This window comes from Vagococcus zengguangii (assembly GCF_005145005.1).
Lineage (GTDB): Bacteria > Bacillota > Bacilli > Lactobacillales > Vagococcaceae > Vagococcus_A > Vagococcus_A zengguangii.
Genome location: NZ_CP039712.1, coordinates 323290 through 338946, shown reverse-complemented (window position 1 = coordinate 338946; position 15657 = coordinate 323290). Strand labels below are relative to the sequence as shown.

General features: G+C 38.5%; 13 protein-coding genes. 2 read left to right on the top strand and 11 right to left on the bottom strand.

Annotated features, from left to right (window positions below):
- Nucleotides 1–73 precede the first annotated feature (73 nt).
- From FA707_RS01665 to mdxK, 4 genes are read right to left on the bottom strand one after another with little or no spacing between them, the layout of a single operon-like run.
- Nucleotides 74–1090 carry a LacI family DNA-binding transcriptional regulator gene (locus FA707_RS01665; protein ID WP_136952595.1) on the bottom strand — a complete coding sequence of 339 codons (1017 nt, stop codon included), beginning with the start codon at nt 1088–1090 and terminating at the stop codon, nt 74–76.
- Between the two features lie 22 nt (nt 1091–1112).
- The gene (locus FA707_RS01660; protein WP_136952594.1) at nt 1113–2090 is read right to left on the bottom strand and encodes an aldose epimerase family protein; all 978 of its coding nucleotides are present in this window, start codon (nt 2088–2090) and stop codon (nt 1113–1115) included.
- On the bottom strand, nt 2080–2751 hold the full coding sequence (gene pgmB / locus FA707_RS01655) for a beta-phosphoglucomutase (RefSeq protein ID WP_136952593.1): 672 nt from the start codon (nt 2749–2751) through the stop codon (nt 2080–2082). The genes FA707_RS01660 and pgmB overlap by 11 nt, the downstream gene beginning before the upstream one ends.
- Nucleotide 2752: 1 nt before the next feature.
- Nucleotides 2753–5029, bottom strand: a complete 2277-nt coding sequence (gene mdxK / locus FA707_RS01650; protein ID WP_136954147.1) for a maltose phosphorylase MdxK — start codon at nt 5027–5029, stop codon at nt 2753–2755.
- Between the two features lie 252 nt (nt 5030–5281).
- On the opposite strand from mdxK, the gene FA707_RS01645 reads away from it, so the two are divergent.
- Nucleotides 5282–7456 carry a PTS transporter subunit IIBC gene (locus tag FA707_RS01645; protein ID WP_136952592.1) on the top strand — a complete coding sequence of 725 codons (2175 nt, stop codon included), beginning with the start codon at nt 5282–5284 and terminating at the stop codon, nt 7454–7456.
- An 87-nt stretch (nt 7457–7543) separates the two neighbouring features.
- Nucleotides 7544–8374 carry an endonuclease/exonuclease/phosphatase family protein gene (locus FA707_RS01640; protein WP_136952591.1) on the top strand — a complete coding sequence of 277 codons (831 nt, stop codon included), beginning with the start codon at nt 7544–7546 and terminating at the stop codon, nt 8372–8374.
- 42 nt (nt 8375–8416) lie between these two features.
- On the opposite strand, the gene FA707_RS01635 is transcribed toward FA707_RS01640, so the two are convergent.
- The 7 genes from FA707_RS01635 to FA707_RS01605 form a co-directional block, all read right to left on the bottom strand.
- Nucleotides 8417–8959, bottom strand: a complete 543-nt coding sequence (locus FA707_RS01635; protein ID WP_168177328.1) for a P-loop nucleotide/nucleoside kinase family protein — start codon at nt 8957–8959, stop codon at nt 8417–8419.
- Nucleotides 8960–9090: 131 nt separating this feature from the next.
- Complete coding sequence (locus FA707_RS01630) at nt 9091–10194, bottom strand: ABC transporter ATP-binding protein (RefSeq protein ID WP_136952589.1); 1104 nt, start codon at nt 10192–10194, stop codon at nt 9091–9093.
- 375 nt (nt 10195–10569) lie between these two features.
- A complete protein-coding gene (locus FA707_RS01625; protein WP_210409626.1) occupies nt 10570–11436 on the bottom strand; it encodes a YtnP family quorum-quenching lactonase in 867 nt (288 codons plus the stop codon).
- A gap of 27 nt (nt 11437–11463) precedes the next feature.
- A complete protein-coding gene (locus FA707_RS01620; protein WP_246032331.1) occupies nt 11464–12783 on the bottom strand; it encodes an acetyl-CoA hydrolase/transferase family protein in 1320 nt (439 codons plus the stop codon).
- A gap of 41 nt (nt 12784–12824) precedes the next feature.
- Nucleotides 12825–13619 carry an enoyl-CoA hydratase-related protein gene (locus FA707_RS01615; RefSeq protein WP_136954144.1) on the bottom strand — a complete coding sequence of 265 codons (795 nt, stop codon included), beginning with the start codon at nt 13617–13619 and terminating at the stop codon, nt 12825–12827.
- Nucleotides 13609–14463, bottom strand: coding sequence for a 3-hydroxybutyryl-CoA dehydrogenase (locus FA707_RS01610; RefSeq protein WP_136952588.1), 855 nt, complete (start codon nt 14461–14463; stop codon nt 13609–13611). Before FA707_RS01610 ends, FA707_RS01615 begins: the two co-directional genes overlap by 11 nt.
- A gap of 66 nt (nt 14464–14529) precedes the next feature.
- The gene (locus FA707_RS01605; protein ID WP_136952587.1) at nt 14530–15630 is read right to left on the bottom strand and encodes an acyl-CoA dehydrogenase family protein; all 1101 of its coding nucleotides are present in this window, start codon (nt 15628–15630) and stop codon (nt 14530–14532) included.
- Nucleotides 15631–15657 lie beyond the last annotated feature (27 nt).

The window sequence follows — 15657 nt, the reverse complement described above, 5'->3', positions numbered from 1 at the left end:
TCAGGGGTGTCTTATCGTACACAAAAAATAGTTAGCAAGCTGAACTTTGCTAACTATTTTTTTCATTATTCAGTTATACCTGATTTAAATCAATGACCGTTTCACGACGAATCAATTTATGCGGAATTACCATGCGTAAACTTGAAGCTTCTTCATCACCTAATGATTTCACTAATTGACGTAGACCAAGTTTTCCTAATTCTTGAACCGAAATGTCCATGCTCGTTAAATAAGGATGAACCATCGTGGCGATAATTGAATTATTAAAGCTCACAACCGAAAAGTCTTCTGGTACTTTATAACCATACATTTGCACCAATTGAATCACTCGGACCGCAAACATATCATCAATCACAACCGCAGCCGTATATTTTTTTTCTGCTAACATATCGCCAAACGCTTCATAATCTTCAGGTTTAATTAAGTTTAATGACTGATGGTGTGGTAATCCATTCATCATCATGGATTTTTGATAACCAAAATAGCGCTCAAAAAAGATGTTTTCATGAATCGTATTGGTAATAAACAAAATCTCTTGATGGCCATTTTCAATCAAAAAGTCCGTCGCATGCTTTCCTAATAATTGATTATCATTATCGACATAAACAATATTATCTTCTTGTCGATACGGTTGCCCGATTAACGAGAAGGGAATGTTTTTCTCACATAAATACGCAATAACGGGATCATCTTTATCAGAATAAATTAAAACAAACCCGTCAACTTGCCGTTGAGAGTGCATTTTTTTTACATTATCTAACAGTTTTTCATAATTAGTCGCAGTCGCAACCGCCGTGGTTAAATTATGGGTTAACGCTTCTTCATTGATTGCTTCAATGATTTCTAAAAAGAAAGGATTCCCCATTCGTTCTTTAGAATCAAGCGGCGGCAAAATAACACCAATTGCATTTGATTTACGTTTCCCTAAATTTTGAGCAGCGATGTTAGGGACATAACCTAATTCTTCCATCACTTTCATGACACGTTTTTTGGTAGCATCTGAAATACTTGGATGATCGTTAATAACTCGCGACACAGTTGACGTCGCTACGCCAGCCTTTTTTGCCACATCTTTTACTGTAACTGTCATCTTGTCATCCCTTTCTACTCGTTTAATTAAAATAATAACGAGTGATTAATGTTTTTTCTTGATTCGCTTCCAGTTCAATTGAAGGCCATTTTTTAAAATGGACACTATCTGGAGCGGCTTGCGGTTCAATTGCTAGACCATAATTTGAATGCATCTTGCGACCATTCAAATCAATATCAGCATCAAACCCTGTCGTAGAAAATAATACCACACCTTGACGTTCTGTGACTATCGCCAGTTGTCTTCCCGAATTTTTTTCTGACAAAATTAATTGTGGACTTTCTTTCGTTTCTTCATTAAAAATAAAATAATCATCCAACCCTTGAGGATAAACATTGAAAATATCATTGAAATCTTTAGGACAAGTAAAGTCCAATTTAGGGATCATGACATCGCCTGTTGGTAATTTATCCACATCTAATACTAACTGTTGAGCTGTTTGAATTTGGAGACTGTGACTATCTAAATCTCGTTTACCATCGCCTGACAAATTGAAATAGGTATGACTGGTTGGATTAAATAGCGTCAATTGCTCTGATTGCCCGGTCATACTCATTTCCAAACAATTCCCCATCAAACGATAAGTTACGCTCACTTCGATTGGACCAGGATATCCCGAGATTTCATCTTTCAAACGAAAAGTTACACTTAGATTTTCACCCTCAGCTTGCGTTTGGGTTTCCCAATAACGAAAACTCCAACCATTTGAACCACCGTGAATGTGATGTTCACCGTTATTTTTTTCAAGTGCGACGTCCTGCCATTGTCCTTGACGAATTCGACCTGCCACCGGTCCGACAACTGCTCCAAAAAAACTCGTATCAGCTTCGAGTGCCTCTAATGAGTCAAACGAAAGTAAAACGTTTTCTTTTTTTCCTAACTTATCTGGAGCGTATAACGTATGCATACGCGCACCATAATTAACAAAGCTAGCCGTTATGACACCGTTATCCAGTGTCACAACGTTTAGCTTACCATGTTGTTCTTCTTTAATTCGCATTTGCTGCTTGCCAAACCTCAACTAAATAGTCAAAAGTCAATTCCGCTGTGGTGGCAACAAGCGCAATATCCTCACCTAAATCTTCCGATTGGCCGACACCGACTGGTAACGCACGACTCGCTTTAATCGCAGCGATACCAGCTTGAGCATCTTCAACACCAATCGCTTCAGTAATTGCTACACCAACTTCTTTTGCCGCTAGTTCAAATATATCCGGCGCTGGTTTACCTTGTGCGACTTTAGCTGGATCCGCAATCGCATCAAAGTAATCTGTCAACGCCATTTTTTCTAATAAACTTGGTCCATTTTTGCTAGCTGAAGCTAACGCGATTTTAATATCGCGCGCTTTCAAGGTTTGCAATAACGCTAAGATACCTGGATAGACATCAGCCGGTGATACTTCTTCAATCATTTGAACGTAGTTATCATTTTTCTTTTTAGCTAGCGCTGCGAATTCTTCTGCTGAAAAATCCGCACCACGCCCGCCATGTTCTAAAATCAATTGCAAGGAATCTTCACGACTAACACCTTTTAAGCGTTCATTAAATTCACGATCAATTGAAACCCCTAATTCTTCACCTAATTTTTTCCACGCACGATAATGATACTCGGCTGTGTCAGTGATGACACCATCTAAATCAAATAAGACTGCTTTAAACATCTTATGCCTCCTTCAACGTAACGGTTAAAGTATCAGTTAATGTATACACTTGGTCATAAACTGTTACTTCTAGACTAGGTCCAGATACTAAGTTCATCACCACACCTGCTTTAGATACATTGATTTCTAACAAGCTACCACGGTAGTTAATGTGGAAAGCATAGCCGTTCCAAATCGATGGTAAGAATGGTGCGAAACTTAGGGTATCGTTAGCTGTTTTCATTTGCGCAAAACCTTGCACAATCGCTAACCAGCTACCCGTCATTGACGTAATATGTAACCCATCTTCTGTATCGTTGTTGTAGTTATCTAAGTCTAAACGCGCTGTACGTTGATACATTTCAACCGCTTTTTCTTCCATGCCTAATTCCGCTGCTAAAATCGAGTGGATACATGGTGATAATGATGATTCATGAACCGTCATTGGCTCGTAAAACTCAAAGTTCTTTTGTTTTTGCTCACGTGTAAATTGGTCGTTAAAGAAATATAAGCCTTGTAACACATCCGCTTGTTTGATGAAGCATGAACGTAAAATACGGTCCCATGACCAATTTTGGTTTAATGGTAAATGTTCTGCCTCTAAGTCAGCGACTGGCATTAAATCTTTGTCTAAGAACGTATCATGTTGAACGAACACACCTAGTTCTTCATCTTGTGGGTAGTACATTTTTTCCACGATTTCAGACCATTTCGCTAATTCGTCATCTGAAATTGTCACCGTTGCTTCAGCGTGGAATTTCCCATACATTTCAGCTGTGTATTTTAAGACCCAAGCTGCGATGTAGTTCGTGTACCAGTTGTTGTTAACATTGTTTTCATATTCGTTAGGACCAGTTACTCCGTGCATCATATATGCATCTTTGCGTTTAGAATAGTGAACGCGGTCTGCCCAGAAACGTGCAATCTCCGTTAACACTTCTAACCCTTCTGCTTTCACATAACTTTCGTCGCCTGTGTAATTTGTATAGTTATAAATCGCATAAGCAATCGCGCCATTACGATGGATTTCTTCAAACGTAATTTCCCATTCGTTATGACACTCCACACCCGTAAAGGTTACCATTGGATATAATGCACCTGCTAAACCTTGTTGACGCGCATTGTGTTGTGCTTGCGGTAATTGATTGTGACGGTAAGTTAATAAGTTTTTCGTTACTTCTGGATCAGCTAGCGCTAAGTATAATGGCACAGCATACGCTTCTGTATCCCAATAAGTAGCGCCACCATATTTTTCACCGGTAAAGCCTTTTGGTCCGATGTTTAATCGTGCGTCTTCGCCGTAGTAAGTCGAGAACAATTGGAATAAGTTAAAACGAATACCTTGTTGTGCTTCATCATCGCCATCAATCACGACATCTGCTAACGCCCAACGTTTTGCCCATTCGTTTGTTTGTTCTACTAACAAAGTGTCAAAATCTTCCGTTACCTCGTTTAATAATGTCATGGCTTTTTCAGCTTGATTCGGTGCTTCAATATCACGACTTGTGACAATCACGACTTTTTTTGTTAAGTTGAAGCTAGTATCAGGTGTTACGTGTGCTTCATACGTTTGCGTTACTAAGTAGTCTTCTGCTGTTTCTGACATTAAAGCCGCAGTTGTTTCATTTTTCATCACTGCTGTCACTGCAAAACGCTCGATACCAAAGTTATTTGGAATCGTTTCAGTTGTTAATAAACCTACGCCACCTTCAACGCTACTTGTTTTATGTTCCCAGAACATTTCATCATAGTTACTATCTTCGTTACGCACATCGCCGTCCAATTTAGACACCACTTTAACGACTGCCTCACCAGCTAACGCTTTAACTTCAAGTGACATCACGCCTAGCTCTTTTGTTGCCAAACTTAAGAAACGTCTGAAGGTAAAAGCTAAGGTAGCATTCGCTGTTTTTAATGTGTATTGACGAGTTAATAAACCATTTTGCATGTCTAATTCTAAATAGAAGTCTTCTGCGTCTTGTGTTGCTAAGTCAACTTTTATTCCATCAACAAAAATATCCATTGCGATAAAGTTTACCGCATTAATCACTTTACCAAAGTATTCCGGATAGCCATTTTTCCACCAACCAACACGCGTTTTGTCTGGATACCAAACACCTGCTAAATAAGAACCTGAATGATGGTCACCCGAATAATCTTCCTCAAAATTACCACGCATCCCCATATAACCGTTACCTATAGATGTTAGCGATTCTTGTAAACGTAAATCTTCTTTGTGTAACTGTGTTGTACTAATTTTCCAAGGGTTAATATCAAATAATCTTTTTATATGTTGCATCATGTTCTCCTCCTGCTATAAATATCTTGTTGCTTTAATAATAAACGCAACCGATTGCGAAAGTCAATCTTTTTAATAAAAATTATTTCCCAAACCAAAAGAAGTCTTATTTTACTTATATAAAGTGCTAATATCTTTATCTTTTAAATTTAAGGGTTTACAAAAAAAAAAAATTATATTATACTCCAATAAGCGAAATCGATTGCACAACATTATGCAGTGGATTAAATTTTTACTTAGGAGGAATTATTTATGAAAAAATTATTCAGTTTCGAGTTTTGGCAAAAATTTGGGAAAGCCTTGATGGTTGTTATCGCAGTAATGCCTGCCGCTGGTTTAATGGTAAGTATCGGGAAATCATTACCCTTAATTAACCCCGACGTGGCCGCTTTAGTTACAACAGGAGGCGTTATCGAAAATATCGGTTGGGCAATTATCGGAAACTTGCATCTATTATTCGCTTTAGCTATTGGAGGTAGCTGGGCTAAAGAACGTGCTGGTGGAGCTTTCGCTGCAGGGATTGCCTTCGTCTTAATCAACCGTATTACTGGTTCAATTTTTGGTGTAACTGGTGATATGCTAAAAGATCCAGAAGCATTCACTCATACCTTGTTTGGAACAAAAATTATGGTAAACGGATTCTTTACTAGCGTATTAGAAGCACCTGCTTTAAACATGGGCGTTTTTGTGGGGATTATCGCTGGTTTCGTTGGAGCTAATGCCTTCAACAAATACTACAACTTCCGTAAACTACCTGAAGCTTTATCATTCTTTAACGGTAAGCGCTTCGTACCATTTGTCGTTATTCTATGGTCTGCGATTGTTTCAATCGTTTTAGCTCTTGTTTGGCCTTATATTCAAGCAGGTATTAATAACTTCGGGTTATGGATTGCTGAATCACAAGACACTGCACCAATTTTAGCACCGTTCTTATACGGAACTTTAGAACGTCTATTATTACCATTTGGATTACACCATATGTTAACGATTCCTATTAACTACACCCAATTAGGTGGTAGCTACACAATTCTTTCAGGCGCACAAGCTGGGACACAAGTATTCGGACAAGATCCATTATGGTTAGCTTGGGCGACTGACTTAGTAAACTTCAAAGGCGCTGGTGATTTAGCACAGTATAAAGAAGTCTTAAACGGCTGGACACCTGCTCGTTTCAAAGTCGGACAAATGATTGGTGCTTCAGGTATTTTAATGGGAATGGCCTTAGCTATGTATCGTAACGTGGATGCTGACAAACGTGCACAATACAAATCAATGTACTTCTCAGCTGCTTTAGCTGTTTTCTTAACTGGTGTAACGGAGCCTTTAGAATTCATGTTTATGTTCGCAGCGATTCCTTTATACGCTGTTTACGCAGTAATTCAAGGGGCTGCCTTTGCGATGGCAGATATTTTACCATTACGTTTACACTCGTTCGGTAACATCGAATTAGCCACTCGCCTACCTATTTCTTTCAAAGCCGGACTAAGCGGCGATGTATTAAATTTCGTCTTAGTTACACTTGCTTTTGCTGTCTTAACTTATTTCTTAGCAAACTTCTTAATCAAAAAGTTCAATTTTGCCACACCTGGTCGTAACGGTAACTACGATAATGGTAGTGATACTACTGAACAAGCAACTTCAAACGATCAATTAGACAGTCAAGTAGTCTCAATCATCAATCTATTAGGCGGAAAAGAAAATATTGAAGACGTTGATGCTTGTATGACACGTTTGCGCGTTTCCGTTAAAGACAAAACGAAAGTCGGCAACGAAGACGCTTGGAAATTAGCTGGCGCTTTAGGTTTAATCGTTAAAGACAACGGTGTTCAAGCCGTATACGGTCCTAAAGCTGATATTTTAAAATCAGATATTCAAGATGTCTTAGATTCAAACGTTGAAATACCAGTTACTGGTGTGACAACAACCGTTAGTTCATCCATTGAAGAACCAACAACTAACTTTGTAAACAAAGCTGTTGCTTTAGTAGCAGTAGCTGAAGGGGAAGTTTTACCACTTGAACAAGTTAACGATCCTGTTTTCTCAACTAAAATGATGGGCGAAGGTTTTGCCGTAGAGCCTATTAACGGCCACATCGTTGCCCCAGTTTCTGGTACTGTTACTAGCATCTTCCCAACGCAACACGCGATTGGTTTATTAACAGAGGATGGAATTGAAGTCTTAGTTCACATGGGTATCGATACTGTGTCACTTAAAAACAACTCATTTGGCGTGACGGTCAAAGAAGGACAACACGTGACAGCTGGCGAACAAATTGCGATTGCTGATTTAAACGCGATTAAAGCAGAAGGTAAGCAAGTCACAATGATTGTGGTCTTCACTAATAGTGACAAAGTTAATCACGTAGCAATTGAACAAGTAAACACGCCAGTCATTGCTGGTCAAACGGTTGGAACATTACACATTTAACTTACTAAAAAAAAAGAGATGTGGCAATGGTGCTCACATCTCTTTTTCTTGCTATAATAAACACAACTGAATTAAAGGAGTTTAACCATGACGCACACCTTACTTACCCTAAACATCCATAGTTGGTTGGAAACAGAACCACTTAAAAAACTCCAACAACTTGCTCAAGTAATCAGCAAACAAAATTACTCACTGGTGGCGTTACAAGAAGTCAATCAGTTAATCACGTCACCACTTGCCAAAACAGATGAGTACTTCTGCCCGACTGATGAGGCACAAATGATGATTAAAACAGATAATTTCGCTCTCTTATTAGTCGAACGTCTGAAAGAATTAGGTCAGCACTATTACTGGGGCTGGGCGTATAATCATATCGGTTATGACAAATACGAAGAAGGTGTGGCGCTTCTTTCCAAAACACCACTTACTACCCAACAACTCACTATTTCTGAGAGTCACGAGCCAACTGATTACCGCACACGTACGGTTTTAATCGGACAAACAGAACTAGACAATCATTCTTTAACGATTGTCAGCGGTCATTATTCTTGGTGGTTAGATGAACACACTGGCTTTGCTTATGAATGGCAAACCTTAACAAATCAGCTTCCAACTAGCGATTGTCTACTTTTAGCTGGTGATTTCAATAATCCCGCCCACCTACCTGATGAAGGTTATGAATTAATAATGGCTAGCCCTTTAACCCTTACGGACGCCTTTATCGAAGCCCCCGCAACCTATGGTGAATTTACTGTTGAAAAGAACATCGACGGTTGGCAAAATAATACGCAACAATTACGTATCGATTTTATTTTTGGGCACAACATCAAATTCAATACTTATCAAATCAAATTTGACGGTAAAGATAGTCCCGTAGTTAGCGATCATTTCGGGATTGAAAGCGAGTTTATTATATAAAAATAAAAGAAGGAGATGTCTGAAAACGGTCATCTCCTTCTTTCATTTATCCGACTGTTGAATAAGTTGTTCAATAATCATCGCTTGATCATATACCTCTTCAATTAAAATATATGGTAACTGGTGTATTTGACAGTCTTCTAACCACTGTCTGTTATCCTGAATTAATAACTCTGGGGTCAACCACTCATCATCCAGGCGTTGCTCTATAACCGATGCTTGTTGAACAATTTGGTCAAACGATTGCTTGATATAGGATTCAGATAATATTAAACAGACAAAACGAATATCATTTAAATACGCTGTCGTAAAATAACTTTTCCAATCAGCTGGCACGTAGCAACCTTCAACGATTAAATCTTGTCGATTCTCACTAGCTGTTTTTATCATCTCTGCCACAATCGGCCATAAATACGCCGTTAATTCTGAATCTTCTGACAATGGGGTTAATGACGTATGGCCTGCACGAATGAGCCCCATTTTCAGATGATCAATCGACAAATACGGGGTTTGCTCACGCTCAAGTAACGCTTGAGCTAGCGCTGTCTTACCAGCATGTGTACTGCCGGTGATAATCGTAATCATAGGCATACGCTCCTTTATAAAAGTGTTAACTTATTATAACTAAAACAAATATTTAACACTAGCGGAACTCTTAGTTCATAAAAAAATACCCTCTCGATTGATCAAGAGGATATTTTCATTTAGGGGTACTATTAGCGAATCACTTGCTCAGTTTCTTTATCAAAGAAGTGACCTTTTGTTACATTAAAGCCTAATTTAACCTCTTGACCTGGCACATAAGCAGAACGAGCATCGACACGTGAGATAAACTCAGTGTTGCCTAATGTTGTATAAAGCATTGTTTCCGCACCAAGCAATTCGGATACGACTACTTTAGAGTTAACGATTGATTCGTTGTAGGTATCTAAAGCGATTGGCTCAGTATGAATATCTTCCGGACGAATACCAAATGTTACTGATTTTCCTTCGTATCCTTTCGCTTTCAACATATTGTATTGACCTTCTGGAATACGTAAGTTTAAGCCATCATTATTTACCACATACCCGTTTTCAATACGTGCATCAAAGAAGTTCATCGCTGGTGAGCCGATGAAGCCAGCTACGAAGACGTTGTTTGGCGTGTCATACACTTCTTTTGGCGAACCAATTTGTTGGACGATACCGTCTTTCATAATAACGATACGATCTGCCATTGTCATCGCTTCTGTTTGGTCATGGGTAACGTAAATAGTTGTTGTTTCCAATCGTTGGTGTAATTTAGCGATTTCAGCACGCATCGCCACACGTAATTTCGCATCTAAGTTTGATAATGGCTCATCCATTAAGAATACTTTCGCATCACGAACGATGGCACGTCCTAACGCCACACGCTGACGTTGTCCACCTGATAAAGCTGCCGGTTTACGTTGTAAGTAGTCAGATAATCCTAAAATTTCAGCCGCATCTTTTACACGACGTTCAATTTCAGCTTTGTCATATTTACGTAATTTCAAACCAAATGCCATGTTGTCATAAACTGACATATGTGGGTATAACGCATAGTTTTGGAATACCATCGCGATATCACGGTCTTTAGGGGCCACATCATTCATTAATGTGTCGCCAATCCATAATTCACCTTCTGTAATGTCTTCTAAACCAGCCACCATACGTAAAGTTGTTGATTTACCACAACCAGATGGTCCTACAAAAACGATGAACTCTTTATCTTTAATATCCAGATTAAAATCTGTTACTGAATATTTATCATTTCCTTCATATTTTTTTTGAATGTGTTTTAATTTAATATCTACCATGTTGACTTTCCTACTTCCTCATTATATTTTTTATTGCTAATATATCCACCATCAAAAATAATACGCTTACATTTCCAATAAATAAAACAACGTTCTAACAATCAGCTCCTTGCTTCTAACTTGTTAAACCGTGATAAACCTACCAACAAAGTGCTTACCTACCTTAGTTTCCCCTCCTATTTTCGCTTAATATAACTAACTTATAACTCGATTATAAAACGTTTTCATTTGGCTGTATATAAAATTTGTCCTTTTTCACAAAAGTTTCTTTTTTTTTAGTAAATAATTTAAATAAAATTACCTAGACATATAAAAAGCCGCAACTATTACTAGTTACGACTTCAGATTTAATTCCTGGTATTATAAGTTTTTTCCCTAAATTTCACGTGCTCTTGTTCGTTTCAGTGATTCTACTATTTCTTTGCCTTGTGTGTCCCATTTCACCATACGATAAAATGCATCATGATAGAAAATAAAACTATAATTTTTTTCATATGCTTCCTTCATCCATTTTTCTTTCGCAAAAACGGATGTCATTGGATAGTCATCATAGGCTAGCACCCATAATGGGTTTTGGTGCGCATGGGTTGGCATAATGTCTGCCATGTGGAGTAGCACTTGGTCTCCTTGCGTCAGTTTAATTAGCGCATGGCCTTCACTATGACCTCCCGTATGAATTAATTCAATTCCTGGTAAATATTCAAAACTCTCCTGATAGGTTTGCACTTGTTCAACAATTGGTTGCCAGTTATATTCCCAATACGTACTCTTAGAACGAATATTAGGATGCTGCATTTCTTGCCATTCCATTTCATTGACGATAATAGTTGCATTCGGAAATACTGAACGATACTCTCCTACTCCGACTTGTGCCGTTAAGCCACTCGCATGATCAAAATGCAAATGGGTCATTAACACGGCATCAATATCGGCTAGCGTTAAGCCTAACGTCGCTAAACTCTCCTCGACTTCTGACTCTCTAGAGACACCAAAAATCATACGTTGTTTATCCGTGAGCTTTCCCTTACCTATTCCAGCATCAATCAACATATTTTGTCCTTGATATTGAATCAGCATCGGATCAGTTGGTAATTCAATTTGATTTTTTTCGTTAAAAGGATACTTACGACTCCACAATGGTTTGGGTACGACACCAAACATTGCACCACCATCCATTGCGGTTGTACCACCTTCTAACCATGTCAGTGTCATCTCGCCAAAAACTAATTGATCTAACTTCATGGTTCCCCTCTTTTCTTAGACGTCTGGCTAAGCTAAGTAACCCATCGCTTTAGCTTGTTCCGTTAATTCATCACGGAACTTAGGATGAGCAATCTTAATTAAGCTCTCAGTACGTTCTGAAATTGTTTTCCCTTTTAGTTTAGCACTTCCAAATTCTGTGACAACCGTATCAATATCATTTTTTGAGGTTGCAACCGGTGCGCCACTGAATAAATGTGAAACAATCGTAGAGATTTCATCATTTTTAGCAGTTGAATACAAGCAGATAATACCGGTTCCATTTTTTGTTAAACGTACACCTTTCATGAAGTCAGACTGTCCACCTGTTGAAGAATAATACGTACTCTTCACACGTTCTGAATTACATTGACCTAAGAAATCGACTTCAACTGATGAATTGATGGCTACTAAGTTATCTAACTTACTGATAACTTCAAAACTATTTGTGTAGTCACATGGGTTCATTAAAATATCTGGGTTATTATCCATGAATTCATATAAACGTTTAGACCCAATCGCAAAAGTTGCCACAGACTTACCAGTATCGATTTCTTTTTGACTGTTATCAATTACACCTTTTTCAGCTAAATCAACTAATCTTTCCGGTAGCATCTCCGTATGTAAGCCTAGGTGGCGTTTGTCGACTAAGTACTCCATTACCGCATTAGGCATGGCACCAAAACCAATTTGTAACGTGTCGCCATCTTTCACTTTAGCGGCAATTTCTTTACCAATCGCTAAATCTTTGTCATTTAAAGATGGACTACCTAATTCTGGCAAATCGATATTATTTTCAATTAACGCTGCGACTTGACTAATATGAATGCCGTTATTGATACCAAACGTACGCGGCATGCATTCATTCACTTCTAAAATAATCGTATCAGCTTTATCAATTAATGATGCCACGTAAGAAGGACTTGTACCTAATGAGAAATATCCGTCTTCATCCATTGGCGCAACGGTTGCCATGATAACCATCCGACCTTCTTCACGCTCTAATAAAATAGAAGGAATGTCAGAAAAATGGTTAGGTAATAAATCAACTGTTCCTGAGTTCATCGCTTTGCGGTCCATCCCTGATAAGAAAATCGAGATTTGGCGTAATTTATCTTTAGGTGCATCAACGACAGGGAAACTTGGTAGCATACGATATAAACGATTATCCTCTAATGTTTCTAATCCACGAATACCATCTAATAACGCTTTAGGCTCACCTGGCATAATCGGAAAAATAATTCCTTGTCCTGGTTTAACTAAACGTACTGCTTCTTCAGCCGTCATCAATTTTTCTTGATATAATCCTTGTAAATCTACTCTATCAGCAACTAATGTTCCATTCATCATGTTCGTACACTTCCTTTAAATTATTTTTATCATTAAGTTTTTTATTGTTTAGTAAATGAGGCTTTGCGACGGTTTAAAAAGGCGTCCATCCCCTCGGTTTGATCTTCCGTTGAAAAGAGTGAACCAAATACTTCCGCTTCTAAACGTAATCCGTGTTCGATTGGCATTTCTAACCCACGATCGATTACTTCTTTGCTCAATTCAACTGCTAATGGCGCATTTTTACGAATTTGATTAGCTAAATTTTGGGCTTCAGTTATTAATTCTTCAGCCGGTACCACACGATTTAATAATCCAATGCGATGTGCCTCTTTGGCATCGATGATATTGCCTGTAAAAATTAATTCTTTTGCCATACCTGTCCCAACTAAACGCGCTAAACGTTGTGTCCCACCAAAGCCTGGGATAATGCCTAAACCAACTTCAGGTTGTCCAAATTTCGCATTTTCAGCTCCTAGACGCATATCACACGCTAAAGCTAACTCGCAACCACCACCCAAAGCAAAACCATTCACACACGCAATCGTTGGCTGTCTCAAGTTCGCTAATTTACTGAAGACGCGATTCCCAACTTCTGAAAAGGCACGGCCTTCAAACACGCGTTTTTCTTTCATCTCAGCAATATCGGCTCCTGCTACAAAGGCTTTTTCCCCTGCACCAGTTACTAATAAGACATCGATTGTCTCCATCATCGCGATATCGTCTAACATCAACTCTAATTCTTCTAATACTTCGGTACTTAAAGCATTTAACACTTTTGGGCGTTCAATTGTTAACGTCCCAATTCCTTGTTCAATCGCTAACGAAAGATAGTTATATGTTTGATTAATTTCCATAGTCATAAAACCCTTTCCCTGATTTCTTACCTAACCAACCTGCTTCAACGTACTTTTTAAGTAATGGTGCTGGTCGATATTTTGGATCATTGAAGCCATCGTATAATACATTCATAATCGCTAACACAGTATCTAATCCGATATAATCAGCCAAAGCTAATGGTCCCATTGGATGATTCGCGCCTAGTTTCATTGATTTATCAATCTCTTCAACCGTTGCGACGCCTTCACCTAACACGAAAATGGCTTCGTTTAGCATCGGAATTAAAATACGGTTAACCGCAAAACCTGGTGAGTCTTTAATCTCGATTGACACTTTGTTCATTTTGTCAGCGACTTCTTTAATGGTCGCAATCGTTGCCTCATCCGTTGCTAGACCGTGATTAATTTCGACTAATTTCATCACTGGCACTGGATTAAAGAAGTGCATCCCTACGACTTGGTTTGGTCGTTTCGTCACTGCTGCTATCTCAGTAATCGATAATGATGAAGTATTCGTTGCTAAAATCGCATGTTCAGGTGTTAACTCGTCTAATTGACGGAAAATATCTAACTTAATGTTTTTGTTCTCAGTCGCCGCTTCAATGACTAAATCAACTTGTTTAGCATCTTCATAAGAAACCGATGTTTGAATATTGGCTAAAATCGTTTGAACCTCTTCGGCTGATTTCTTGCCCTTTTCAACTAAGCGATTTAATGCGCTTTCAATTTTGTCGTAAGCACGTGTCACAAACTCTTCTTTAATATCATTCATATAAACATGGTAGCCAGCTGTTGCTAATTCTTGGACAATACCACTACCCATTTGTCCTGATCCGATTACCATTACTTTTTCAATTGTCATATTCTTCACCTTTCTTATATTCCCTAAATTAAGTTTCCTTTGCCTAAATCATCTTCATGATTCTCCTTATTTCGTCCAAGGATCGGCAATAATTTTTCTCAAACGATTTGACGAACTACCATATATAGCAGTAATTTTCGCGTCTCTAATTAGACGTTCAATGTCATTGTGTTTCATATAACCATAGCCACCGACTAAACTAATAATGGTTTCCGTCGTCTCAATTGCGTCGTTTGACGCTGTTAATTTAGCCATTGCAACTAAGCGCTCATCATCAGGATTAGTCATCACCACTTGGTTTAGTAGCGCATTGGCTGCAAATAACTTTGTTTCAATCTCGGCTAATTTGTATTGCGTATTTTGTAAATCAATTAGACGTTTACCGATATTTCGCTTGCGTGACACGTAACCTAACGCTCGTTTCATGGCCCCTTCGGAAATGCCGATGGCTTGGGCAGTAACGGCTAAACGGTTACGATTTAAAATCGAGCGAATTTGTTGTTCACCATTTAATTGCCCACCTAGTAAAGCACTCTCTGCCACAAAGACTTCGTTTAAGACTAAGCTCGCAACTGGCAAAGCTTTTATCCCCATTTTTTCTTCTGTAAGTCCTATTTCAAACCCCTTAACCTGACGCCTAACAATAAACACACCATAAGTATCTTCTTCATTTATTTGTTCGATCCGAGCCGCGATTAAAAAAACTTCGGCTACTGGTGCATTCGATATATATTGTTTAGCACCCGTTAATTGCCAGCCCCCTTCAACTTTACGAGCGACTGTTTCCATTTCAGTATAATCGCTCCCTGAATGTTCTTCATTTAAAGCAAAGGCTCCAAATTGTTGACCGGTCAGTAATTGATTGAAATAGTCCGCTTGTTGCTCTTCCGTACCGAATTGACTAAATGGCCATAGAGCGTGGCTTTCTTGCGTCAACATGATGCTTGCTAAAGCAGGAAAATGATGACTCACATTGCTTAGGTTTGCTAAATATGCTTGGTAATTAGTGACCGTATTATTGGGATATAATGATTCGAAAAAACCTAGGTCAAACAATTTTTTTACGTGTTCTTCTGGAAATTCTTCAACTTGGTCATAATATCTGGCTGCTCCAACTAATACCTCATCTGCATATTTTTCAATCTTATCAACTGTGTCATTCATCATCGTTTTCCCCCTTAGCTTTATTTAAGC

Coding starts and splice junctions, on each gene's coding strand:
- FA707_RS01620 (WP_246032331.1), bottom strand. CDS start 12,783: ATGATGAATGGAACATTAGTTGCTGATAGAGTAGATTTACAAGGATTA.
- FA707_RS01640 (WP_136952591.1), top strand. CDS start 7,544: ATGACGCACACCTTACTTACCCTAAACATCCATAGTTGGTTGGAAACA.
- FA707_RS01610 (WP_136952588.1), bottom strand. CDS start 14,463: ATGACAATTGAAAAAGTAATGGTAATCGGATCAGGACAAATGGGTAGT.
- FA707_RS01615 (WP_136954144.1), bottom strand. CDS start 13,619: ATGGAAATTAATCAAACATATAACTATCTTTCGTTAGCGATTGAACAA.
- pgmB (WP_136952593.1), bottom strand. CDS start 2,751: ATGTTTAAAGCAGTCTTATTTGATTTAGATGGTGTCATCACTGACACA.
- FA707_RS01625 (WP_210409626.1), bottom strand. CDS start 11,436: ATGAAGTTAGATCAATTAGTTTTTGGCGAGATGACACTGACATGGTTA.
- FA707_RS01630 (WP_136952589.1), bottom strand. CDS start 10,194: ATGGTAGATATTAAATTAAAACACATTCAAAAAAAATATGAAGGAAAT.
- FA707_RS01635 (WP_168177328.1), bottom strand. CDS start 8,959: ATGATTACGATTATCACCGGCAGTACACATGCTGGTAAGACAGCGCTA.
- FA707_RS01660 (WP_136952594.1), bottom strand. CDS start 2,090: ATGCGAATTAAAGAAGAACAACATGGTAAGCTAAACGTTGTGACACTG.
- FA707_RS01605 (WP_136952587.1), bottom strand. CDS start 15,630: ATGATGAATGACACAGTTGATAAGATTGAAAAATATGCAGATGAGGTA.
- FA707_RS01665 (WP_136952595.1), bottom strand. CDS start 1,090: ATGACAGTTACAGTAAAAGATGTGGCAAAAAAGGCTGGCGTAGCGACG.
- FA707_RS01645 (WP_136952592.1), top strand. CDS start 5,282: ATGAAAAAATTATTCAGTTTCGAGTTTTGGCAAAAATTTGGGAAAGCC.
- mdxK (WP_136954147.1), bottom strand. CDS start 5,029: ATGCAACATATAAAAAGATTATTTGATATTAACCCTTGGAAAATTAGT.